Below are 22,366 nucleotides of genomic sequence, written 5' to 3'. Positions count from 1 at the left end.
CCGATCATTGGCAAGGGGGGGCCAAGTGCGTGACGATTCGCCGGCAGTCAGGTATCCCCGTTCGAACTGGTCGATGCGGGCACGTCCAGGGTCACGATCGACCCTTCCGGGTCACGTTCGGTGAACGAGACCGTTCCGCCCGCGATCTCTGTCCCCCACTTGATCAACCAGAGTCCGAGCCCGCTGGTGTGTTTCAGCTGTGATTCCGAGCCCTCTTCGAGGGTCTCGATCTCGTACTCGCCGAGGCCCGGTCCGTCGTCGGCCACAGTGATCCTCACCCGGCCGTCGGTACTGTTCGCGCTGACCCAGACCCTGGGTTCCGGGGCTGGGTTGTGTTCCACTGCGTTCTCTATCACATTGCACAGGACTGTTTCGATTAGCGAGGAGACCTCGACTGGTTCCTCGGGACGACTGTCGTGGATCGTCGCATTCGGATATTCGGAAGTGACGGTCGCAACGCTCCGTTCGATGACTGCTTCCACCTCGACCATCTGATCGGGGTCCGTGTCCCGCTCGAACATTGCCGCGAGATCTCTGGCTTTGTCGCCGATGTTCTCGATAGCTTTCGCTCGGGCTTTGATCGAATCGACGGCGTCGTGTTCCGCGGCGAGTCGCTCGGCCTGGCCCAGGATCAACTGTGATTCGGTCCGGAGATTGTGCCTGAACAACCGATTTAGTACCTGATACCGCTGTTCGCGCCGGACGTAGTCGGTCACGTCGTGGAACGTGAGCACGTGGCCGATCTTTCGGTCATGAAAGTCCCAGATCGGAGTCACGGTGCCCTGATAGATCCGTTTGGTGCCACCGAATTCGGTCGATATTTCAGTCGACCCGTCGGGATCTCGAACCAGCTCTCGGTATTGCGGAACGACACTGGAAGCATCGCTACCGAGGACAACATCACGGTCCGTTTCGAACATCGATTCAGCGCTTCGATTCAAATTGACGATGTGATCGTTCCTGTCGACAACGACAGCCATCTCGTCCATTTGATCGAAGACGAGGCGTCGAGCCCGAAAATTTGGAGATGGGTTCGTCCCGAGCAGTTGAAACCGGGACAACGCTCCGAGGAACGCGACCCCTGTAATCGCGAAACTAATCGGGGTCGGGTCAAATCCGGGAATAGGCGTCACCCCCAGATTGTGCAGAATACTTGTCGTCCACGGAATAATCGACCCGAGGATTAACGCGAGGCTTTGGCCCCGGAAGGGGAGGTTTTCGCTTTTCACTAACGCGAATATCGGGACGAGCCCACCGATAGCAAGCAGGTAGGTGTACACTGCGATTACCCAGATCCACTGTCCTGGCTCTTTGTGGAGAACGACCAATCCATTCTGTTCAAGCAGTGATGCTTCGGTGTATAAGAGATCGTGATACGGTGCCGTGAGTGCGAGCCCAATAGTGATGGCTGGGATTATCGACAACACGCCGATATACCGCCACCTGACATACTCGTCCCGGCCGGTGTACGAGAAGGCAAAGGCGATCCAGGCAACAGGAATCACTACGACCCCAATCCACTGGACGTTGGACCAGAGTACCCGCTGGGCGAGCGTGGTCGCCTGGAACTCGAAGGCCAAGAACGCAGCCCACCATACCTGCCCGGCCATGAACACGCTCAATGAAGTCGCCCCTGGTTCCGGGCGCTCCTGCCAGGCGAGCAGCCCCACCGCGAAGCCGATACCCGCGGTGAGTGCAAGCACCACGATGAGGGCCCCGGTTTGTATCACCGGGTATCGGTAGCCCGGCAGGCCATTTATAGCTGAGGCCCGAATGGCGTAGCTGGTGGCGAATTGGCAGACGCGAAGTTGAAGAATAGGTGCCCTATCGGAAGAACCAGATAAGGATCAAAAGGCCACCACTGAGAACGTATTCCATATCCGGGGCGATGCTCACCCAGCCGTTTTCGTCAAACTCGTCGATCCGAGAACTGACGACGATGGAGAAGGCCACACCAGCCAATAGTGCAAGTCCGCCAAGTGCCGGCACGAGGTCGCCAAAGACCGCTATGGCGATGATTCCAACAGTCAGTAGGTCAATTCCGTACATCGCTCGTCGAGTCCAGCCAACCCCGTACTTCACTGGCAAAGTCGAAACACCTGCGGCCTTGTCACTTTCCACGTCGCGGATGTTCGGTAGTTCGGCGTCAAGGTAGGAACGGAAGAAGAAGTACACGAAAATGATTCCAACAGCGGGGTTGAACGGTCCCATGTCGGCGAATGCGACGGGCAAAAACGTGAGCGTGACTGCCCAGGCGAATGCGACGAGTCCTGAGTTAATCACAACCGAGTCCTTGAGTCGGCCCATTCCCGAGTGGATCGACGGGAGAAAATCACTTGCGTAGAGCACCCAGGCGGCTCCTGGTAGCATCGTGACCCCAAAAGCCAGGGGCCCGCCAAACACCGAAAGCGTGACTGCAAAGCCGTAAGCGAGGGCACCAAGAACAGTCAGGAGCTGTTTATGCCGGCGCACGAATGCCACCCGCTGGGGCTTGTCAAGTTCGTCGTCGTCTGCGTCAGCAATTCGGTCAGTCACGTAGACGGCAAACGTGATCAGCCCCCCAACGAGGGGAGCAAGGTTCAGTTGGATCGAGAGCAAGACCGTCGCCATCACCATTTCGACCGCCGTGATGATTGCGAGATAGCCGGAGCTGTACCGAAGCACGGACCAGAGGTCGTTGAATGCCGATGCGAGACCGGAAACCGCCGTATCAAACGCTCCGACTGGCTCGTCTGCAGCCGGTTGCGTTCGGGAATGTTCGGTTGACATAGTGTTTCAGCCGGCTGAGCGTTTCGAACCGGCGAATACAGTATCGGTAGACAGTTGGATAATTGTTCTGTCAATATTCTAAATATTAAACAGGGCCGCTGATCCAGGCTGGGCCCCTCCGAACTCGGTATCTTGAGCCATCCTGTGAGCATGCCAACGAATTACGGGTCCCGTGTCCGACCGACAGCGGTTTTTGTCCGCTCGGGTTGAATTCGCCCTAAGAGATGCATTACGTCTACCTATTGCACTGCGGTGACGGTTCACTCTACACAGGGTACACTACCGACGTTCGGCGCCGGGTAGCCGAACATCGAGCGGGCGAGGGTGCGAAATACACCCGGGGTCGGGGCCCGTTGACCCTTCGCCGGGTCGAAGCGTATCGCTCTCGGTCAGCCGCTCAATCTCGGGAGTACGAGATCAAACAGCTCTCGCGGCCGGCGAAAACGCGACTGGTTCCGGATCTGGACGATCGAATCGCACTCGGCGGGCTGTTCGTCGGCGAAGCGGTTCAGTGACGATGACGATCGAGTTTGAGGCATCGACAGCCGGGGGCACCGTCAAACAGCCAGAGTAGACCGACCACCAGGACAAAGACCAATTCGATGCCCACCCATCCGAGGGCGGAAAATTCACCGGCCACCAGCAGTCGGAGTTGATCGCCGAGTTCGAAGAGTTGTCCCACGAAGGAGTAGTCATTCGAGAGGGTCGGGTGCGGAGCGAACGGCCAGTTCCAGAAGAACAGCGCCTCGGGATCACCAGCCACCAGGTCGGGAACGGCATCGGCGACGATGTGGCCGACGTATCCAAAGAGGAACACGCCGGCCTGGCGACGGCGTCCCGGATTTCTGAGCAGCAGGACACTGCCGGCCCCGAGGGCCCCGGCCGTGAGAAGCGAGTGAGCCAGCGAGCGTCCGCTCGGGAGGATCGAGAGGGTCCAGGCCAGCGGTTTGTCGACGAGATCGGGGGCCAGGGCACCGAGTACTAGGACCCCCAGTGTTCCGCCGGCAATTGCGGCTCGACCCCGCAAATGCGACCACCCGCGATAGGTCAGGTAGGCGAACGCGAGGTGTCCCCAGGGCCACATTAGCCGTGGGTACGGGAGCGTGGTCGTTTGACAGCTTCGATCGGCCCGGTCGAGCAACTCTCGGTTGGCCGATTGGCAAGACCGGTTTGGAATACGCCACCGCCCGAAAGGGAATTTCACGACTCGCTGACACTCGTCGGAAAATGGGCGTTGCAGGATTTGAACCGGAGGAAGAATCGCTCCCGCTGGTCGCTCCGCTTCCAGGGTTCAAATCCACAATTTTCACGACTCGCTGACGTTCGTCGGAAAATGGGCGTTGCAGGCCTTGGTCACACGCCGTGACAATCCTTCATTTTCGGGATTTCGTGGGTTGTAGCCGATGGTTCAGAACGGGTAGTAACCGGGACTCGTGGGGTTCGCTTGGCTGGAGAAGACTAATCATGAGTCTCGAACCTATCGATGCCGAAAACGCGCTCGAACTGTACCTCGCAGACAAGGAGAACGAACTCTCAGAGGCCTCGCTTAAGGGCCATAAGTACCGGCTCGGTCATTTCGTCCGCTGGTGCAACGAGGTCCAGGAGATTAAGAACCTCAATACGCTCACCGGACGCCAGCTGCACAGGTACCGTCTCTGGCGGCGAGAGGATGGCGACTTGAACAAGGTCAGCGAAAAAACCCAGATGGACACGCTGCGTGTGTTCGTTCGTTGGCTAGAGTCAATCGACGGCGTAGAACAAGATCTGAGCGAGAAAGTGCTGTCCCCGTCGGTCACCCCCGACGAGAATTCTCGGGACGTAATGCTGGACAGTGACAGTGCTTCGAAGGTACTCGCACATCTGAAGAAGTACGAATACGCGAGCATCCAGCACGTCTCGATTGTCCTGATGTGGCACACGATGATGCGAGTCGGTGGCGTCCACGCCCTCGATATCGAGGATTACAATCCCGGAAAACAGTACATCAAGGTTCGTCATCGGCCGGATACTGGAACGCCGATCAAAAACAAGAATGACGGAGAGCGGATGGTCGCCCTTTCGGACCAGCTCTGCGAAGTCCTCGACGACTGGCTCGACGCCAAACGACCGGTGGTGACAGACGACTACGGTAGGGAACCATTGCTAGCTTCGCGAGAAGGACGGACGAGCAAGACAACGCTGCGCGCCTACGTCTACCGATGGACACGTCCCTGTGTCTACAGCAGTGAGTGTCCGCACGACCGCGGCATCGGTGAGTGTTCGGCAGTTGAGCGCGACACTGCGTACGAGTGTCCGTCGAGCGTGAGTCCTCACGCAATTCGCCGTGGAAGCATCACGCACAGCCTCAATAGCGACATGCCGGACAAAGTCGTTAGCGACCGCGCGAACGTAAGCCAGCGGGTGATCGAACAGCACTACGACAGGCGAACAGAGCGCGAAAAGATGGAGCAACGGAGAGATTATCTGGACAACCTCTAGTCAGATCCCTCAACAATCACAGCAGAAAAGTACGAACGATCTTCTTCCTCAGCAGAGATCAAATGGAATGCAATTCTCCGAGAACCAAGTAGTCGGGCCTTTTTTAGACGCTTTGAAGGACAGCTAGCTCGGTAAACTAACTGACCTCTGAGTCAGAACCAAGTTTTACGTCTTCTCGTCTCTCGCACTTCACAGATCGCCTCGAAAAACTGGCAAAACGCGGGGTCTCTGACGAGCCTTCACCAGCAGTCAAGAAGGGTAGCGGCGGCTACGACGACTGGGTAATCGTTGCGATCCACGGCCTCCGCGAATACCTTGACCTTCCGTATCGACTGCTCCTCGATGAGCTTCACGAAATGCACGGAATCATCAAGAAGATGAATCTCAAGCCTAGCGAGCTGCCGGACTTCACGACCGTCTGCGCACGGAGACAGCAGCTCAAGATGTCTGTCTGGTGAGTTCTTCTTCGGCTCTCCGCTGATCTTCACGATACCGGAGAAGTGCAGGCCATCGATGCAACTGGCTTCGACCGTCATTCAGCAGGCCACCACTATGCAAACCGGACAGATTACACCTTCAAATCGGTGAAGACGACAGCGTTGGTAGACTGCGAAACCAGTATTGTCTTGGGTATTCACTGTTCGACGAGGCAGCCACACGATACCCAAGTCGGGCGACAGGTACTCACACGAAATCTTAGCCACTTACAGACCGTTACCGCTGACAAGGAGTATGACTGGGACGATCTGCGTCAAGAACTTCGGGAGGCTGACATCCGACCCGTAATTAAACACCGAGAGTTCCATCCACTTGATGTGGCTCACAATGGTTGGCATGATGAAGACATCTATCACCGACGGTCAGTGGCGGAGTCCGTCTTTTTGCACTTAAGCAGCGGTATGGAGACACACTTCGGGCTCGAACGTGGTTTAGGGGCCCGGTTCCGAGAACTCGTTTTGAAAGCGGCGGTCAGAAATGTTGAAGTCGCTATCTAACAGTTCAACCCAGATGTTAGTTTTTAGGTTGTAATAGACCGTTGACCCCCTTCTATTGTTGCTCTCTGTTTTTCATGTATGTATGCTGCGACAACGATGGCGATGAGGCTGAACGTACCAAGAACGCGAGCAACTGGGATTTCGGCCAACGGAAGCACATCTGCTTGAAGAACAATCTCAGCTACCGCTCCAATCACGACGAGGGCGAGCACACCAGTCCATAACCACATAGTTGCGTATCCAAGTTTGTTGAGATAGGCAGATTTTACAGCGTGACCGAGGAGAATAGCACCGGTAATAAGTGGTACAATAAGAAGGAACCGTGCAGGGTTTACCACTAAGATACCAGCACCGAGAGAGATTGCGGTAAAATACACAAAAGCCGTGACGGTCAGACGGATTGAAGGGAGGGCACTCATAGACAATAGTCAGTCGCACAAACAATTAATAATTCTCTCGGTTGCCACACCGCACATCAAGTGAGTACGTTATATATCGAACCATTAACTGAACTAAAAGAGTACGTATCCAGCTTCTAAACAAGACCGTGTATGGGCATTCTGAACCAACGCCAGAGGAACTCTGTCAACACTACAGGTTTTGATCCACGTGACTTCCTTAGCGGATCCAGGGGTTAGTTATGATTGAATCCGGAGGAAGGATCGTCGTCTATATTACGGAACTCTTCTTCGAATCGTTCGCGTTCTACAGTATCATCCGGGAGGTCGTAATGAAGTTTTTGAACTCTTGGTGATACATCGCACCGCTGTTCAATTCCCTCGGCTGACGCACCGCGATTCTTTTGATCAGTGATATATCCAGTGCGGATATGATGAGGGGCTCGACTACTGGGACACCTATAGGCTGAGTTATTCTTCTGCGCTGCTTCGCAGTCATTGGGGACGCGATCCTCAGGACATTCTAATCCAATAACACACGGTCGAGTCCACTTGTAGGCAATTTTCTGAAGGGTCGACGGGCTCATTCTTCCGTTACCTTTCGTAAGTAATGGTTCTCTTCCTTCCTCGTCAGTTTCGGGCGGTCGCTGATCATTGAGATAGTCCTGGATGATCTCTGGAACATCACCGTAGAGGGTTATTTCCCGTTCGCTGCTTTCGTCGTTCTTGAGCGGGGTTGTCTCGTCGGTCTCGTATCTGAGTACACGCTCATCGTAACTGAAGTCGGGCACGTCCCGCCCAATCAATCCACCTTTTCGTGGACCTGACTGAATCATCAATTCCATTGAGATATGCTCAATGTCAGCGTACTCGTATTTCCGAAGGTAGTTCAAAGCGGCATTCGCTACTTTTGGGTCGAGTTTCTTTTCGTCAACGCCTTCGCCACCGGCGTAGTCTATTTCTGGCATCCTGACGCTTTTCTCGAAGCGGACTGGGGCCATTCGATGTTCTATCAGGTAGCGAATGAACTCCCGGAAGAGATACATATCGTCCTTGAGCGTGGTGTCCGCTAATGGTTTATCTCTGGTCAAGGACTCGTACTTCCGCCATTTATAGTACTCCTCAATATATTCACTGGTGAGGTCGTCGGTAGAATCAACGCGAATTACGTCCTTGAAGTATGTCTGGATGTAGTCCAGTTTCCGTGTGTACTGTTCCGTTGATTCGACTTCATCTAATTTCTTTTGGCGGAACTCGTCGAAGACCACCTCCATTGAACGGGACTTCAGCGATAGCTCGGGGAAGGAGTCCTCTATGTGGTCCACGACAGTGGACGCAATTTGTTCGAGTAATTCCTCAGAGGGATCACCCGAAAGGTGTTGTTTGAGAAACTCTACGTCATCAAGATTGTCTGTCATTTTTTGGTTTGTTATTTAGGTATCGGGGGAGGGTGCGTCTCACATAAAGTCGGCAAGTGAGCTGTCGGAGTCGATTCGTTTTCTGTACCCAGTGTTGGCGTCTTCAGGCAGGACCTGACGAATCTGCCGCCTGAAGAATATGCGTCGATATTTTCTTCGTTTTTCAGGACTCAAGTAGGCGTCTCGGACGGCTTTGGCATCCTTCGCTCCCTGTTCTTCTGCGATTGCACCCGCCATCTCCAGCAATACCGACTCGGCATCCGCTTGGATGTTGTAGAAAAAGGCTCGGCCGTGCTTTGGAGTCGGCACGTCTCCGTCAATTTTCACACCAGCTTTGCGTGCAAGGCGCTTAAACCGGCGACGCATCTGTTTGCCGGTTAAGGCAGAACGGTTCTCATTATCACTTGGAAAGAGGTATCCATTCCAGCTTGGCTGCATTGCACGGTTTTCGACTAGGTCAGCGAAAGCATCGAGGCCGAAAATGAGGGACACCTGCCCCTCTCCGTTTTTCCTGTCAGCTTCATCGAACTTGATGTGTGGATCGTGGGCGTCGAGGAATATTTGATCAATATGAATGGCGGGGAGTTCTTTCGTTCGCAACCCCCAGATGCAGTAACCGACCACGAGCATCCGTTCTTCGGGCGTTTCAGCGGCGATCCATAGCTTCCGAACTTGTTCAGGACTTAATGGGGTGGGCTCGGCCTTCCATTCCCACCGGAATTCTTCCTCAATATTCTCCATCGGATCGTAGGCTATACGATTTGATCGATCAAGCCACTCGAAGAATCGGTGTCCAGCACGCACGTAATGGTGCGCTGAGTTGTCCGAGGTTAGATCCTCTCGGAGACGTTTTACTACTTCTTTGAAAGATTCATAGACCTCTGTTTGCAGTTCGGGATTGTTTGCAATAGTGATGAGTTTGTCATCGCCGTATTCAGTAGCGAATCGGTGGAGGATCTCGTTGATCTGTGCCCGCTGCGTGCGCGTTGTTGTAGACCCCCAGCCACGGCAATCGATTCGATCATTGATGTACGTCTTGACACGTTCTATGGTAGCGACGTCATCGATCTTCCATTCATATTCTTGTGTTCCGCCTGCTGAAGTGAGCAGGATAAAAAATTCGGGCGTTCCCATATCATGTTTTTCCCGGAGTATCCATCGGAGATGCGAGTAGCCGTTATCGGCCATCCATTGGACTGGTGGGTAATCACGGGTGGACTGTGGCCGCTCCTGTTCCCACTCTTCAATTATTTCTTCACCGACCTGCTGAAGCGCATTTAGGTCGTGGTTCCAATCATGGTACCCCTTGTTCGGTTCCTTTGTCATATGATTGGATTGGGTTGGGGGTAAGAAAGGACTTGTCAGAATACAAATATGTGTGCAGTCAGTATTCGTATACAATGTGCAGATGTATTCCCAAAAAATTCTTAAGGGATTGATCGCGAGACTGCCCCATTTTCATAGAATACTCATATCTTCAAAACTTTCTGTAGACATATCACATTCATATTTTACTAATGATACAATTGCACATGTCTGTGTGGGTGTCATGACAAACCCCACTCAATTCACAAATTAAATCCCTTTACTGTCTGCTGTTTTTGGCGCCGAGAAATATTCCGTGAGTAATCTAATCTGAGCAATGCCCTGCCTTACCGCGGTTTGTAACTTTGTCATATCAAATAATAATATAATAAATATTTTGATGCTTTCGCTCATAAAGCTGCTCATTGTAGCGAATATATCGGGCAACTAATATCCCAGTGCAAAAAGGTCTGAATCAGAAAGTTATTCGAAGAATGTGTTATTATGGCTGTGGAATCCTCCAGCCTTTTGTTCCCGGTCATTTGCGCGTGAGTCGTTCTTGTCGTTCAAATCATCACTCCAGGAGACATTCGGCAATTCACCTTGATCGAATTCCTTCTGAGGGTAGAGGGAGATTAGGGTTCCATTCAATTTTGGATTTTCTTCCACGTAGTTCACCCTCAGTACGATTGTGTCCCGCTTGAGCTGATCGAAACGGTGGTTCGGTACCTTCTCAATCAGCGTAACTCGCGCGCTGCTGACATCTCCTGACTCAAGTTCGTCATTGCTGACGCCAGAAAGAGCGGAAGCCCCAAGAAAATCGAGTGTCGACAATTCAATGCTATCGGGGGCTAAGACAACCTTGTCATGGTCTTCGTGGTAGTACCAGCATACTTTCGCGCTCTGAGTGGGGTCCGTTCTTGGACTTTTGAACCCAACCTCGGCGACTAACGGAGCTGGCAGCTGAAACTGGGGCCGCTCCCCTTTGATTACGGGAATCCGGAATTCTTGCTGGAAGGTTTTGTTTGTCGAACTTGCAGATCTATCTGACATTCACCACCATCTAGCTAGAAGTTCACTTATAAACCCTATGTCCAGTCTGGGGGGTTTTCCTACACTTCGCGTTCCGGTTTACGTCCCGTGACACCGAGGGTTTCAATTCTGCTTTCGACGCTTCCATCAACGAGCCGTTCAATCAGGTCCGCGTACAGTCCCACTTGTGTCCGGTACCGATCTTTGAGCGTCGTGTTTGGCTCCGTGAGCGCGACCTTGAGGTCGAGGACCTCCCAAGAGCCGTCCGGCTGCTGCACGACGAGGTCGGCCTGGCCGTCCACCTCGACCGGGGTGCCATCGAGGGCGAACTCGCCGCGGACCGGGACCTCGGTGTAAACTGCCTGTGCCTGTTGCACGGCTACCCAGAGCTCGCTGTCCAACAGGTCTGAGAGTACGTACTCGTCGAGGAAGGCCCGGAGGCCCTCGCGTTCGGCCTGCGAGGCGGGTGGCCCGTGGACGTCGAGGGCGGTCTCGATGATGCCCTCGACGGCGGGGTCTGACTCGCGAAGGGCCTGGCCATCGAGGCCGGCGTCGATGGCCTGGGTGACGACGCGGTGACACACCTTGCCGATGGCCTCGGTATCCATGGCGTCGATCACGAGCGGCAGGTCGGGGTCGATCCCATCCGTCTCGGTGTGGAGTGGGCGGTTCTGCAGGTGAGCGAGGATGGTGCCCTCGAAGTCCTCTGTGAGCGGCTTGAGCGTGCTGGGCCGGATGAATCGTGGAGAGAGTGTCGGCAACGTCTCGGGCGCGACGGGCCCTCGGGTGGCGATCGGCGAGGCCGAGTCCGCCTGGGCCTCGGGCTGGGGCACCTGGAGGCCCTCGGCATCGCGCACGCCGACGGGGTCTGAATCCGGCCCGGGTGACCCACTGGGGGCCTCAAGGGCGTACGGTCCAGGTCCGTCGACTGCCTCAAAGCCCAGCCCCTCGATGAGCGTGTCCCGCCAGCGGTCCCGGGGCTGGAGCTCGGTCTGGGCGGCCCAGGGAAGCGGCAGGACGAGATGGTCACGCGCCCGAGTGAGCGCGACATACAGCAACCGCCAGCTTTCGGCCCGGGTCTCCGACACGGCTCGCTGGAGCCGATTGTGACCGACAAATCCCGACTCACGCCAGCGTTCGGAGACCCACCGAAGCCCGCCCTCGACGGGAAAGATCCCGGACGTGTTTGGATCCTGCTCTTTCGAGGGGGTGTACAGCCCGCCGTATTCGGGCTGCAGATCGAAAATCTCGCCCGTTTGAGTCTGAAGGTGACCGGCAGTATCAGCCGGTGGCGCGAGGGCGAACACGCCGGGGGCGGCGACCAGTCGCTGGCCGGCTGGCCCGTGCTTGTGGAGTGGGAAGGCCGGATCGGCAAGGGCGACGACCGCGGCCTCCTCGCCTTTGGCCTGGTGGATGGTCTTGAAGACGACCTCGGCGTCGGTATCGGGCAGCGGCTGACTGGGCCCGGTGTAGGGATCTTCGCGGATGCGGTCCAACCGTTCAAAGAGTTCGTCGAGGCCTATCTCGACGTCGCTAGTGGCTTCCTGGACGTAGTCAACGAGGGCGTCACAGTTGGCGACCCGCTGGCCGGGGTCGGTGCTGATCAGGCCGTACGAGTCGGCTCGGAGTGCCAGCGTGTCGATGATGGTTCGGATGACGCTCGGAACGGGTTGCTGGCGAAGCGTGGGAGCCTGGCGCTGAAGCTCCTGGAGGTAACTGAGGACGGCGCGGGTGTCCGCGTCGAGGCCCTCGGTGTTCGAAGCACTCGTATCGAAGTCGGCTAGCGACCAGTTCGCCTGGGCGAGGGCCGGCTCCGCGTGTTCGATATCGAGGGCGGATTCTCGAACGAGTGTCCGGAGAGCTTCGGTCGAGAATGGTGCCGTGAGCCAGTCGAGCACGTCAAGAACGATCTCCGTGCTGGGAGCGGCAAAGAGATAGGAGGCAGCGTTGGCGACGGTGAGCCCGTGGTCCTCGAAGGCCTGTCGATAGGTATCCATGTGGGTCCGCCAGCGAAACAGCACCAGCACGGTGGGCTCGCCTTCGTCTTCGGCCTCGAAGGTGCCGTCTCTGAGCCCGGTCGCGATCTGGGCGGCGAGGGCCGGGGCCTCGCCGCTCCCATCGTCATCGACGTACCAGGGTGTGCCTGGCGAGCCTGGCGAGTCAAACCCGGCGACGTGGACGTTCGGGCCCTCGATGGATTCTCGGTTCGGTGAGAGCCGTGGGTACTCGATCTCGAACTCCGCGAGATTGCCACGCTGGTCGTCAGTAAGGGCTGGCTCGCAAATCGCGTCGATCGCCTGTGCGATATCCGGGCGGGCCCGATAGGTTGTCTGTGTGGTCTCGGTCACGTGGGTTTGCCAGTCCCGGCCGAAGTACTGGCCGTCCTCGATGGCCTGGGCGAACAGCGAGGGCCGGGCATCCCGCCAGACGTAGATGGACTGGCGAAGGTCACCGGCGAGAAAGACTCGCGTATCGCTCTCGACCAGTGGTGAGAGCGCATCGTGCTGGATGGTGGAGATATCCTGGGCCTCGTCGATGATCAGTGACTGCAATCGGTGTCGATACCGGCCCAGGACGCGATCGCGAAGTCTCGTGTGATCCTCGGCTGCTGGATGGCTCCCGTCCAGGAAGCGTGCGACCAGGGAGGCCACGTCGGTATGCGAGAGAATCGACCGCTCGCGAATCGCTTCACGATACCGCTCTCGGTACTCCTCGAGGATCGTGGCATAGGCCTCGATGGTCGTGTGCCAGTCCTCATAGAGGGTGGTGTCGGCCTTGATGACGGCCTCGGTCTCGGTGGTAGTTAGTGAGTCTTCGAGGTCGGCGGCCGGCTCGTCGTCGAGGACTCGATGCAGCGTCTTCGTGAGGTCCGAGGGATCCGCCGGCGGGCCCTCGGGGTAGACGCTTGCGATGGTCGCCAGGAGGCGGTCGCGGAACTCGTTAGTGGAAAGGCGTTGCTGGCGGCAGATCTTCATCCCACGTTTGAGTAACTCCGGGGCTCCATCGACGTAGTCCCCGGCGGGATAGGCCTCCGTAAGGTGGTCCAGCTCTTCGGCGATGGCCTCGGTCTCGGTCAGGGCCTCGTAGATGGAGCTGTGTAGGTTGTCGAGATGGAGCTCATCACCCACAGCCGGCATCTCCTCGAAGCCGACGGCCCCGATAATGTCGCTGAAGATCTCTCGAAGCAGGCTATCGACCGTACCGATCGCGTCGGATTGTCGAATCCGGCGTGTGAGGGCGGCAAGTTCTTCCTCGGATATCGCTGCGGCCGCACGTGTGGCCTCATGTTCGACGAGGGCCCGCAGTCGGTCGGCGATTTTGGGGCCGAGTTCGTCGGCCTGCTCGGCGTTGAAGGAGAGTACCGAGACCGTTTGCTCCGGGGCCGGGTCCCCGGCGTAGAATCCCTGCAGGATCTCTCGGGCGGCGAGGTCCGCGACGGTGACGGACTTGCCCGCTCCTGGCACCGCGTTCATGACGAACAGGCCCGAGTCGTGAGCGAGATATTCATCTCGGAGGGTTTGCTGTGCGCCGTTCAGTCGGAGGTACGAGGAATCTGTTGCGGTGGTTTGGCTACTCATTCTTGATCACCGTGCTGTGAATGATTGAGACCCAACGCGTCGAGGAGCGGGTCCGGGTCGGCGGAGGTGTCTCGAAGGAGTGTCTCCTGGACCTGAACATCGGCTCTCGAGGTCGGCACCATTTCCAGCAGTGAGGAAGGTGGCTTGGCCTCGCCTTCGAGGGTCTGAGTGTGACGAAGTAGTAGCACGCCTTCAGACGCCGCGTCGAGGACTTCGGCGAACTGGTCAACGGCCCGGCCGCCGGTCCACGAGGGCCGGGGCAGGAGTGTCTCGGTCAGTTCCTGGTCGGCGTTGATGGCGTGTCGCAGCTCGGCCGGCACCAGGCTCTCGGTCGGACTGGGCCACTCGCCCTCGACGAGCCCGAGAATGATGACGTACTTGGCGGTCTTTGGCCAGATGTCGTTGGGCTCCATCACGTCGATTGCCCGGGCATTCGCGTGTTCCCGCCTCCCAGGAGCCTGTGAGGCGACCGCTTCGATCAGGCTGGCCACGTTTGCCCACGAGGCCGCCATCCGCGAGTCGCTTCGCCGGGTTCGATACTTCGCGGCCACCTGCTCAGCCAGAGTCTCCATCCGGACGGTGGTCCGGGCTGCGGTCTCCGTATCGAGGAGAGCGGGGACGTCGTCGTCTTTCACTACGGGCAGGACGTGTTCCCGGTATCGCTCGACGAGGCCGTGGAGAACGCCCTCGACGGCCTCCGGGGCTGGTGGGCGATCTTGACCGAGCCAGTCGAGCAAAGCCTGTACCTGCTCGTCGTGTTCAGTATCGGCGAACTCGTCCTGCCACTCCGTGAGCGATCGCTGCGCATCTGGCTCGATGCCCTCGAAGGCGAGCCCAGTCGCTTGCTTGGTCAGCGGCCAGGCGTCTGATTCAGGCTCGGGTGGGGTCCAGCCCATCGCGAGGAGCGTCTGCAGGTTCTGGGCCGTCAGATTCTCGCCGCCGTCGAGCAGTTCGCAGGCGGTGTAGAGAAGCTGGTACAGCTGGGTGTTTTTCAGATCCAACTGTGTCCAGAAAGTGGGGGTGAGTCCAAGCCGAATCGCTGCCCGAGAGAGCGTGGGTTCATACTCTCGAAGCCGGCTGGCGACTACCAGGATCTCTCGTCTGGGAACGCCGGCCTCAAGGAGTGTCTCGACGGCGCTGAACGCCGCCCGGGCCTCGTCTTTGGGCGTGGACACCGGTAGTTCGACGTGCGGGATCTCACTATCGACATCGAGGGTCGGCGGGGCGAGGGTTCCGCTCATCGCGCATACACCTCGCCAGGATCCGCAACGACCGTGAGGGGTAGTCGGGAGCTGAGTGCGGACTCGGTGCCCGGCCGCAACCAGATGGCGGCATCGACGGTCGTGTTCCGGGCGGTCGCCGTTAACAGATCGATGAGCGAGGCCGAGACGTTCGAGAGCCCGACGACCACCACTCGCTCGATGTCTGGGTATGCCGACTCCCAGATCGAGCCATTGCTCTCGACAATTTCCCGGGTTGCCAATCGGATCAGCTCGGTATCCGTCGGGGCTACCTCCGTCCGCCGGCGGAGTTCACGCTCAACGCGTAACACACCGTCCAGCACGTCATGAGCGTCGGCCTCGATGGGCGGCGCCAGGGTCTCTGCGGCCTCTTTGTAGGACTCCACACGCTTCGGGTGGTAGTTGGTGATCGCCTCGATCTCCGAGCGGGTCCGCTCAACCATCTTCAGATCCGAGGTTGGGTCCTGGCCGAGTAGGACCTCGAAGAACTCTCGGGGCGGGCCCTCATCAGCGAGGATCTCGTCCAGGAGATGGAGTCGATCAACACGATCCAGGGACTGGGTCGAGCGATCCGCCGTGTCGAGGAGTCGCTTGGCAACGGTCGCGCCGTCGGTGAAGTCAAAGGCAGTTAGCGGTTCCTCGGCCTGGGAGAGACGCTGTTTGAGGTGTCGCTTGTGAAGCTCGACCGGAGCGATCACGAGATCGGTTGGCTGCTGGACCATCGCTGCGTGCTCACGCAGCGTTTCGAAGTCCGCTCGCTGGAAGTCCAAGGCCGTTTTTCGCCATTTCCGGCTGCCCTCGTCGGGGAGTATCTGTCTCATGATGATTACCCCCAGAACGACATCGCCCAGTCGCCTGGCTGCCGATGTTCAGTACGAGAGGTTTCGGTGGGCTGAGTCCTCGCCTTTGATTCCTTAGTACCAGAACGGATAGCGGAATCCAGCCCCTCGGGCCCACTGAGTCGCTCTTGAAGGGCCTCGACGCCTGCCGGACGAAGGATGTGTTTCCACTCCTCGTCTTTCCGCCGCATCGCCGCAGTCGGCGGCTGGGAATCGAGGGCGTGGAGCCGTTCCAGAGAGGTGTACAGTGGGTTGATGAGCCGCGCTCGCCGTACAACGGCGTTGACCGTCGATGCAGAACCCAGCCGCACGCGGTACTCGCTGGCGTGGGAGTCGAGATAGTCGATCCCCTCGGTAAGGAGTCCGAGCATGGCCAGGTCCTCCTCGATTGAAAGCCGCCAGAGAATGGTGATTGTCTCCGAGGAATCCGTCGCAGTGGTGGCAGAGGCTTCTCGAACTGTCGATTTAGTTTCCGGCCACAGGCTCGTTTGCGTGGGTTCGTGGGTTCCGTGACCCGTAATCTGGCCATTGACGTTCAGCCCACGGCCGAAGGCATCGTGAATCACACAGCCAGCTTCTCCGTCTGTGCAGCTGCCTGGCTCGTGGACACCGTCCTCGACCAGCGGCGAGCCGATCGCGATCGCTGGAGGGGTAGACAGGCGACAGGTAGGTTGGCCACCGATGTGGACGACCTTTGAGGTGGCGTGTCGAAACCAGATGCCGAGTTCATAGGCCGTGATCTCGGCACTGTCTCGCTCGGTCCGGTCGGCCTTTTCGGTGGGTGACAGCTGAATCCCGAATCCCACCCAGAGTTCTGGGAGGCCGACATCAGTTTGGTCGTAGCTCAGCTCAACCTGTTGGAAAGGCCAGGAGGTGTTGGTGTTAGTCATCGACTCTGAACACCTCCTGTGACCGGGGTGCTGAGTGTCACCTGATCGGTGAGTAGGCTACCAGTCATTTGACCGCCACCTCAGTTGCGTCCCTGGTGTTGTCCACTTGGGTCGTAGCCGCCCAGCTCCCGCGAGCGGTCAGTGCGATGTACTGGTCGTGGTTCGGACTCTCCAAGGCGATGAACCCATCCTCGGCAAGTAGCGACAGACAGTCTCGGAGCTGGCCATCAGTGAGGTCGAGCTGACTCTTCACTACGAAATCTCTCGTCCATCCCCTTTCCTGGGCAAGGTGGAGGATCCCGACGCACTGTGAATAGTTGAGACTAGAGAACCAGTCGTTCCCGGCTAGTTCGCAATCGATGCCGTCGCTCGTCGTATCGCGGCCTATTTGGCCGCTGGGGTCATTTTCGTTCATGCTGCTCGTGAGGGCAGCACCGTCGGCGGGTGTTTGGGCACCCGGCGACGTTCTTCACGCCGCTCCGGTGCTGTTAGCTTTCTATTGTGTTTTCGGTGACTTAAACCCTTGTAACTAATGGGCTGTATACTGCGGGTATTATATTGTAGGACGTGGGTGATGTATTGCCCCACAGCTATTATGCCATAGCCCCCGTAATACAGAATAAGAATATGCTTGGGCCCGACGATCTCGCACCAGTTGATGAAGCGATATTGGACCTCCTTCACGAAGGTCGAGTCACCACGCCATATGCCAGCGAAGAGACGGACTATTCCCAACAATACGTCCGGGATAGGCTTAATCGCCTGCTTGAACACGGTGTCATCCGAAAGGTCCATCGAGGCCTGTACGAACTCGAAACAGACCCGAGAGAAACCGAATAAATTGAACACAATTGCGAGATAGCTGCTGTTTCCAGTCCAGCGAACTTCGAGATGGGTTTCGCTCAATGCCATGCGCTAATCGATGTGTCCTCGAAGTCCGCGAGATACTGCTTGATCTCCGCCTCCCGAACTCCGAGTGGCGACAGTACGGACTCGGCCGCTCGAATAGCTCGATCGCGATAGAATCCTGAATCGTAGCCATCGAGGGCCTCACTCTTGAGTCGGACACGCTCCCGTGTTGATTTTGAATCGTCAACGACCACGTACTCGACATCCTGCCCGGGGTGGGCGTCGATGTCCTGAGCCTGCCGTCGCTCCAGTGCAGCCACGTTCCGTGTGGACTGGGTGTACTCCTCCAGAGACTTCGAGACGCGATTCGTGATCAAAAGTCGCTCAGAATCGACGTTTCCCGTGGATAGCGTGTTCAGGTGGCCTCGAAGCACCTCCAGAACCTGTTCAGAGTCACGAAATTCGTCGAGAGTTTCGACGAGGTCACGCTGAACACTCGCAATCCAGTCACAGGTGGAGCGCTGCCGGAGTTCGATACCCCGGAACTTGTACGGGTCCTCGCCAGCCGGTGGGTCGGCCTTCCGGCCGAAATATTTCGTCAACGCGCCTTCCTCTGAGTCTTTCATCGGAACGAAAGCGACCCAGTCGTAGGCGGCCTCGTATTCGAGGTCGATCTCAATCTCCTCTGAAACGCGTTGGGCCACCTGTGCCAGCGATTCCTGTTCGGCCCCTTCCATCGGCGTGACCCAGATGGAATCAACGATGCCGTGAACAACGTACCAGCCCGCCGCTTCGAGCTCTTCTTTCGCCGTCAGAAGAATATCTCGGGCGTAAGCGTTGATCGCCTCGTGGGCCTCGATCCGCCCGAATTTCGCATTGGAGAATCCCTGATAGCCAAAGCAGGAGACGAGAATCCACTTGATCGCCTCCGACCGACCTTTGAGTTCGTCTCGGCGGTCAGGGTCTTCAGTTTCGCGAAGCTCGGTCTTGATCTCCTCACGGTCCTCGATCAACGGTTCCAGCACGTCAGGCAGATACCCCGGTTTGTCACAAATCTCGTAGTCGAGTTCGGGAACTGTCGTTGAGGAGTCACACTCACCACGGATCGTCTCCGGAGAGATATTTCGCGTGACGATGATGTTCGGATACATCGAGGAGAAATCGAGTTCGTGGACGTCCTCATGGAGCCCGACATCGGGTGAGAACGTGAAGCCACCGCGATCGGCGGCGTGGAGCTGCCGCATGGTCTTGAACTGCTCGTGCCGCCAGGACCGCCAGGGCACCAAGACGTTTCTCCGCCGAGCCTCGCGGATCTGGATCGCAGTGAGGACATTCCCTATGGAAGCCCAGGCGAGTTCCTGAAGCGGCTTGTACGAACGCTCGACGAGGTCGAGAATGCCCTCAAGGTTCGTCTGCGAGTAGAAGAAGGTGTTCGACCTGTCGATAATCGCCCGGCCGGGTACATTGTACCGAGCCGGTGAGTGACCAACCTGCCCGTAGCTCTCGTAGGTTGACTGGCCAGCGAGTTGTTGGTAGCCTGGGCGACGACCGACGGAAATGGGTTTGATCTCGTGTTCAGTGCCCGCTCTGAACAATTGGGGAATGATCTCGGCACTGGAGAGGATGAGCACATCGGGATCAGACCGTTCGATCCGGTTGAGTGTGGTTTCGAGAACTGAGACGACGTCTCCGCTGACCTGTTGGTCAGCGATCGTCGCTTCCGTGAAGCCCGGTTCAGGACCGCTCAGTTCCGCCGGCGGGACATCGATTTCGAGCGTGCTCAGCTCGCCCTTGGGAACTGGCGAGGTATTCGTTTCGAGGCAATACCGAAACTCCCGGGAGAAGTCAACGTTGTAGAGTCGGAGTTCACCGGGCCGGGCCATGTTCGCGATAGCGGGGGCCAGCTCGTCGACGGCCTCGATGTCTCGTCCCTCGACGCCGAGAAGCCGCTTCTCGTCGTGTCGCCACCCCGGCCGCTTCTCGACGACAGTGGTCTCGAAGACGAGCGGGTGGGCCTCGATGTGATCACGATGGGCCTCGACGGTCGCCCACTCCTCGGCGCCCACATAGATCGTCGGGCGGTAGTCGGCCTCGACGGTTGCCTCGGCGCCGTCCTCGGTCACCTCCCAGCGACGGACCCCGCCCTCGTCGAGATAGTCAATCTTGAACATTGGACTCCTCGGGCTGAAGCTCGGTCACCCGGTCTTCGAGACTACTGATCGCTTTCTGCTGCTCAAGGCAGATCGACAGGAGGATCACGTCCATCGGGTCGCCGGGATTCTGGAGGCCGCTCGCATCCGCATGGGTTCTGGCAGCTTCCCAGAGGGCGTCGAAATGCGCTTTCTCGTGCCGTCGCAACCCGCGGCGATAGTCACCCCAAGCTTGCTCCTGAGAATCCAGGCGATCCCGGTAGGTTGGATTGGTCCGGCCCATGATTAGGAATGAGTGGGGGAAGCGGCCTGGTAGGGCGCCTGTTCATGAAGCGGCTGTCGCGCCTGAAGAATCCGGGTCCAGTAGGTGAGTGTGGTCTGCAACGTTTGGGCGTTTGAGTGATAGATCAGTGTCTCGAAGTCGGCACCAACGAACCGGGGCCCAAAGTCAGTCTGTTCGACCTCGATGGTGTCACGAGCGGCGTGTTCGATCGGTGCGCTGAACCCATCCGTCGCGACTCGCGTCATGAGGACCGGAATCTTCCACTCTCTGGCGTATCCAGCGAGCTGAGAGAGACTCTGCAGCAGCATCTCCGAAGGTTCGTTCCCCCGGACGTCGGCCTCGCGATAGTGGGCGTCAATGGCCGGCGCGACGATCACGCTCGTCGCCTCGGTCACGGCCTCGACGGCATCCCCCACAAGCGACTGGTGCTGATAGGGCGTGAACCCGCGGGCGATGTGGACCCGTTCCAGAAGTCGCGGGGAGGGGGCGACCTCGGCGAGGTAGACCGACGTGCCGTGATTGTGGGCGTCGATCCAGACGGCCTCGCCGCCGTCCGCCATGAGTGCGTCTAGGACCAGCGTCTGCAGCGGGCCGATCGCTCGGTCCGGGGCCTCAAGGAGTTGGATGCCCGGGGATAGGCGAGGGAGTTCCGGGACCGGGTGGGATGAGCGCATGGCTAAACCCACGTTTCCAGGCCACATAACGAATATAAGGGCCCTTCCGGTCCTTCCGGTCCTGGCTCACTCGGGCTCTGGCGCACCCGGAACAACCGAGTATTCCCGGGTTTGAGAGATTCCTTCAGCAGTTAGCAAATCGTACTCGGTGAGCTTCCGGAGGTACTTCCGGACCGTCCGCTGGGTACGAGGGTCGTCCATTCGATCGGCGTACTGCTCAAAGATGCTGCCGGGGTTCAGCGGCCCCTGTTCGAAGACAATCTGGTAGACCATCGACTGGTGCTTGTTGAGGCGATTCAGGGTATCTCGCTGCACGTCAAGGCTGGCAGTTTCCAACGCACTGTTGACGTGTTTGCCGACGATTTCCTCGGCCCTGTCTTTCTATTCGACCAGAAATCTAGCTCTTACCAAGATGTTTCTCCGCGAGTTGAACGAGAAACACGAAATCGAAAATGCTGATTTCCTCGTGGATGGCGCGCCCTGGCTACAAGCCCGGTTGCACGAGCTCGGCATGCACTTTTGGCACGAAAGTTTTGGCGAGAGAAACCCAGTTGAATGAGTCTTTAAAAAAATACAACGTCGAACGAACCAATTCTACAATACATTTCCCGATCTTCAGCTGGGTCCGCGGAAAACTGGCTCCAAGCTCTCGCTTGGTTCTGAAATCGGCTTATCTAAATAGTGCCCAGAGCCGGACCTTCAATCCCTCACAGGTTCGTCTGAAACCGGCGCGCCGTGCTCATCGACGGCCTGGCGCTTGGTGCTTCAATCCCTCACAGGTTCGTCTGAAACATGTGATTGTTTACCTGTCCGGTGTCTTTTCCGCAGCTTCAATCCCTCACAGGTTCGTCTGAAACATGTGATTGTTTACCTGTCCGGTGTCTTTTCCGCAGCTTCAATCCCTCACAGGTTCGTCTGAAACCGTATTCATGTCATCATTGGCCCCACGGATATTAACGCTTCAATCCCTCACAGGTTCGTCTGAAACCACGGGCCGCTGTCGAACGCGAGGGCTTTACCGAGTGCTTCAATCCCTCACAGGTTCGTCTGAAACTAGATCCATTAACAGATGCATTTACGCTTTCTGGAGGCTTCAATCCCTCACAGGTTCGTCTGAAACCATTCCGATCATCGACAACCTGCTCCCGTGGAGGCTTCAATCCCTCACAGGTTCGTCTGAAACTCGGTCTTCCATCGCCTGCCACTCTTCTTCGGTGATGCTTCAATCCCTCACAGGTTCGTCTGAAACACAGGCATCATTGGACTCGATCAACGAAGATGGCGCTTCAATCCCTCACAGGTTCGTCTGAAACGAGCGAGACGATCAAGGCATGTTGTGGCGCGAATGTGCTTCAATCCCTCACAGGTTCGTCTGAAACTGGGTATTTCGTCCGCTCGATTTACCTCCCCGGGCTGCTTCAATCCCTCACAGGTTCGTCTGAAACTCTATTTCATGACTGCACCGAC

18 protein-coding genes, 1 pseudogene and 1 CRISPR repeat array (1 of these 20 only partly in view) are annotated in these 22,366 nt (G+C 57.5%); of the genes and pseudogenes, 3 read left to right on the top strand and 16 right to left on the bottom strand.

Features of this window, described 5'->3' with window-relative positions; genetic code table 11:
- Positions 1-47: 47 nt before the first annotated feature.
- Together HSR6_RS06380 and HSR6_RS06375 are read right to left on the bottom strand one after the other, a co-directional pair.
- The gene (locus HSR6_RS06380; protein ID WP_083426111.1) at positions 48-1,730 is read right to left on the bottom strand and encodes a histidine kinase N-terminal 7TM domain-containing protein; all 1,683 of its coding nucleotides are present in this window, start codon (positions 1,728-1,730) and stop codon (positions 48-50) included.
- A 94-nt stretch (positions 1,731-1,824) separates the two neighbouring features.
- The gene (locus tag HSR6_RS06375) at positions 1,825-2,610 is read right to left on the bottom strand and encodes a UbiA family prenyltransferase (RefSeq protein WP_157754381.1); all 786 of its coding nucleotides are present in this window, start codon (positions 2,608-2,610) and stop codon (positions 1,825-1,827) included.
- A 383-nt stretch (positions 2,611-2,993) separates the two neighbouring features.
- Between HSR6_RS06375 and HSR6_RS06370 the strand changes: the two genes are divergently transcribed.
- Positions 2,994-3,284, top strand: a complete 291-nt coding sequence (locus HSR6_RS06370; protein ID WP_071933149.1) for a GIY-YIG nuclease family protein — start codon at positions 2,994-2,996, stop codon at positions 3,282-3,284.
- Here the strand turns inward: HSR6_RS06370 and HSR6_RS06365 are convergent.
- Positions 3,278-3,853: a metal-dependent hydrolase gene (locus tag HSR6_RS06365; protein WP_071933148.1), complete on the bottom strand. Its 576-nt coding sequence runs from the start codon at positions 3,851-3,853 to the stop codon at positions 3,278-3,280. The genes HSR6_RS06370 and HSR6_RS06365 overlap by 7 nt on opposite strands.
- A gap of 380 nt (positions 3,854-4,233) precedes the next feature.
- On the opposite strand from HSR6_RS06365, the gene HSR6_RS06360 reads away from it, so the two are divergent.
- Both HSR6_RS06360 and HSR6_RS06355 read left to right on the top strand, forming a co-directional pair.
- The gene (locus HSR6_RS06360; protein WP_071933147.1) at positions 4,234-5,247 is read left to right on the top strand and encodes a tyrosine-type recombinase/integrase; all 1,014 of its coding nucleotides are present in this window, start codon (positions 4,234-4,236) and stop codon (positions 5,245-5,247) included.
- 140 nt (positions 5,248-5,387) lie between these two features.
- Positions 5,388-6,242 (top strand): annotated as a pseudogene (locus HSR6_RS06355) (IS5 family transposase).
- A 23-nt stretch (positions 6,243-6,265) separates the two neighbouring features.
- Here HSR6_RS06355 and HSR6_RS06350 read toward each other — a convergent pair.
- From HSR6_RS06350 to HSR6_RS06285, 13 genes are all read right to left on the bottom strand, one after another.
- Positions 6,266-6,661, bottom strand: coding sequence for a hypothetical protein (locus HSR6_RS06350; RefSeq protein ID WP_071933146.1), 396 nt, complete (start codon positions 6,659-6,661; stop codon positions 6,266-6,268).
- 215 nt (positions 6,662-6,876) lie between these two features.
- Positions 6,877-8,058: a hypothetical protein gene (locus HSR6_RS06345; protein WP_071933145.1), complete on the bottom strand. Its 1,182-nt coding sequence runs from the start codon at positions 8,056-8,058 to the stop codon at positions 6,877-6,879.
- A 39-nt stretch (positions 8,059-8,097) separates the two neighbouring features.
- Positions 8,098-9,384 (bottom strand): tyrosine-type recombinase/integrase, encoded by a 1,287-nt coding sequence (locus HSR6_RS06340; protein ID WP_071933144.1) that lies wholly within the window; start codon positions 9,382-9,384, stop codon positions 8,098-8,100.
- 462 nt (positions 9,385-9,846) lie between these two features.
- Entirely contained in the window at positions 9,847-10,416 is a 570-nt protein-coding gene (locus HSR6_RS06335) for a hypothetical protein (RefSeq protein ID WP_071933143.1), read from the bottom strand.
- A gap of 59 nt (positions 10,417-10,475) precedes the next feature.
- Complete coding sequence (locus tag HSR6_RS06330) at positions 10,476-13,973, bottom strand: UvrD-helicase domain-containing protein (protein WP_071933142.1); 3,498 nt, start codon at positions 13,971-13,973, stop codon at positions 10,476-10,478.
- Entirely contained in the window at positions 13,970-15,214 is a 1,245-nt protein-coding gene (locus HSR6_RS06325; RefSeq protein WP_071933141.1) for a PD-(D/E)XK nuclease family protein, read from the bottom strand. The genes HSR6_RS06330 and HSR6_RS06325 overlap by 4 nt, the downstream gene beginning before the upstream one ends.
- Positions 15,211-16,035: a hypothetical protein gene (locus HSR6_RS06320; protein ID WP_071933140.1), complete on the bottom strand. Its 825-nt coding sequence runs from the start codon at positions 16,033-16,035 to the stop codon at positions 15,211-15,213. The genes HSR6_RS06325 and HSR6_RS06320 overlap by 4 nt, the downstream gene beginning before the upstream one ends.
- 5 nt (positions 16,036-16,040) lie before the next feature.
- Complete coding sequence (locus HSR6_RS06315) at positions 16,041-16,943, bottom strand: hypothetical protein (protein ID WP_071933139.1); 903 nt, start codon at positions 16,941-16,943, stop codon at positions 16,041-16,043.
- A gap of 64 nt (positions 16,944-17,007) precedes the next feature.
- Complete coding sequence (locus HSR6_RS06310; RefSeq protein WP_071933138.1) at positions 17,008-17,358, bottom strand: hypothetical protein; 351 nt, start codon at positions 17,356-17,358, stop codon at positions 17,008-17,010.
- A 487-nt stretch (positions 17,359-17,845) separates the two neighbouring features.
- Positions 17,846-19,963 carry a type B DNA-directed DNA polymerase gene (locus HSR6_RS06300; RefSeq protein ID WP_071933136.1) on the bottom strand — a complete coding sequence of 706 codons (2,118 nt, stop codon included), beginning with the start codon at positions 19,961-19,963 and terminating at the stop codon, positions 17,846-17,848.
- Complete coding sequence (locus HSR6_RS06295) at positions 19,950-20,225, bottom strand: hypothetical protein (RefSeq protein ID WP_071933135.1); 276 nt, start codon at positions 20,223-20,225, stop codon at positions 19,950-19,952. Before HSR6_RS06295 ends, HSR6_RS06300 begins: the two co-directional genes overlap by 14 nt.
- A 2-nt stretch (positions 20,226-20,227) precedes the next feature.
- A complete protein-coding gene (locus tag HSR6_RS06290; RefSeq protein ID WP_071933134.1) occupies positions 20,228-20,899 on the bottom strand; it encodes a P-loop NTPase family protein in 672 nt (223 codons plus the stop codon).
- A gap of 66 nt (positions 20,900-20,965) precedes the next feature.
- On the bottom strand, positions 20,966-21,172 hold the full coding sequence (locus tag HSR6_RS06285) for a hypothetical protein (RefSeq protein WP_071933133.1): 207 nt from the start codon (positions 21,170-21,172) through the stop codon (positions 20,966-20,968).
- 423 nt (positions 21,173-21,595) lie between these two features.
- Positions 21,596-22,366: direct repeats of the CRISPR family, unit length 30 nt; unit sequence GCTTCAATCCCTCACAGGTTCGTCTGAAAC (it continues 1,757 nt past the right edge of the window).

This window comes from Halodesulfurarchaeum formicicum, from assembly GCF_001886955.1.
Taxonomy (GTDB): Archaea; Halobacteriota; Halobacteria; order Halobacteriales; family Halobacteriaceae; genus Halodesulfurarchaeum; species Halodesulfurarchaeum formicicum.
This window is presented reverse-complemented; position numbering and strand designations above follow the sequence as displayed.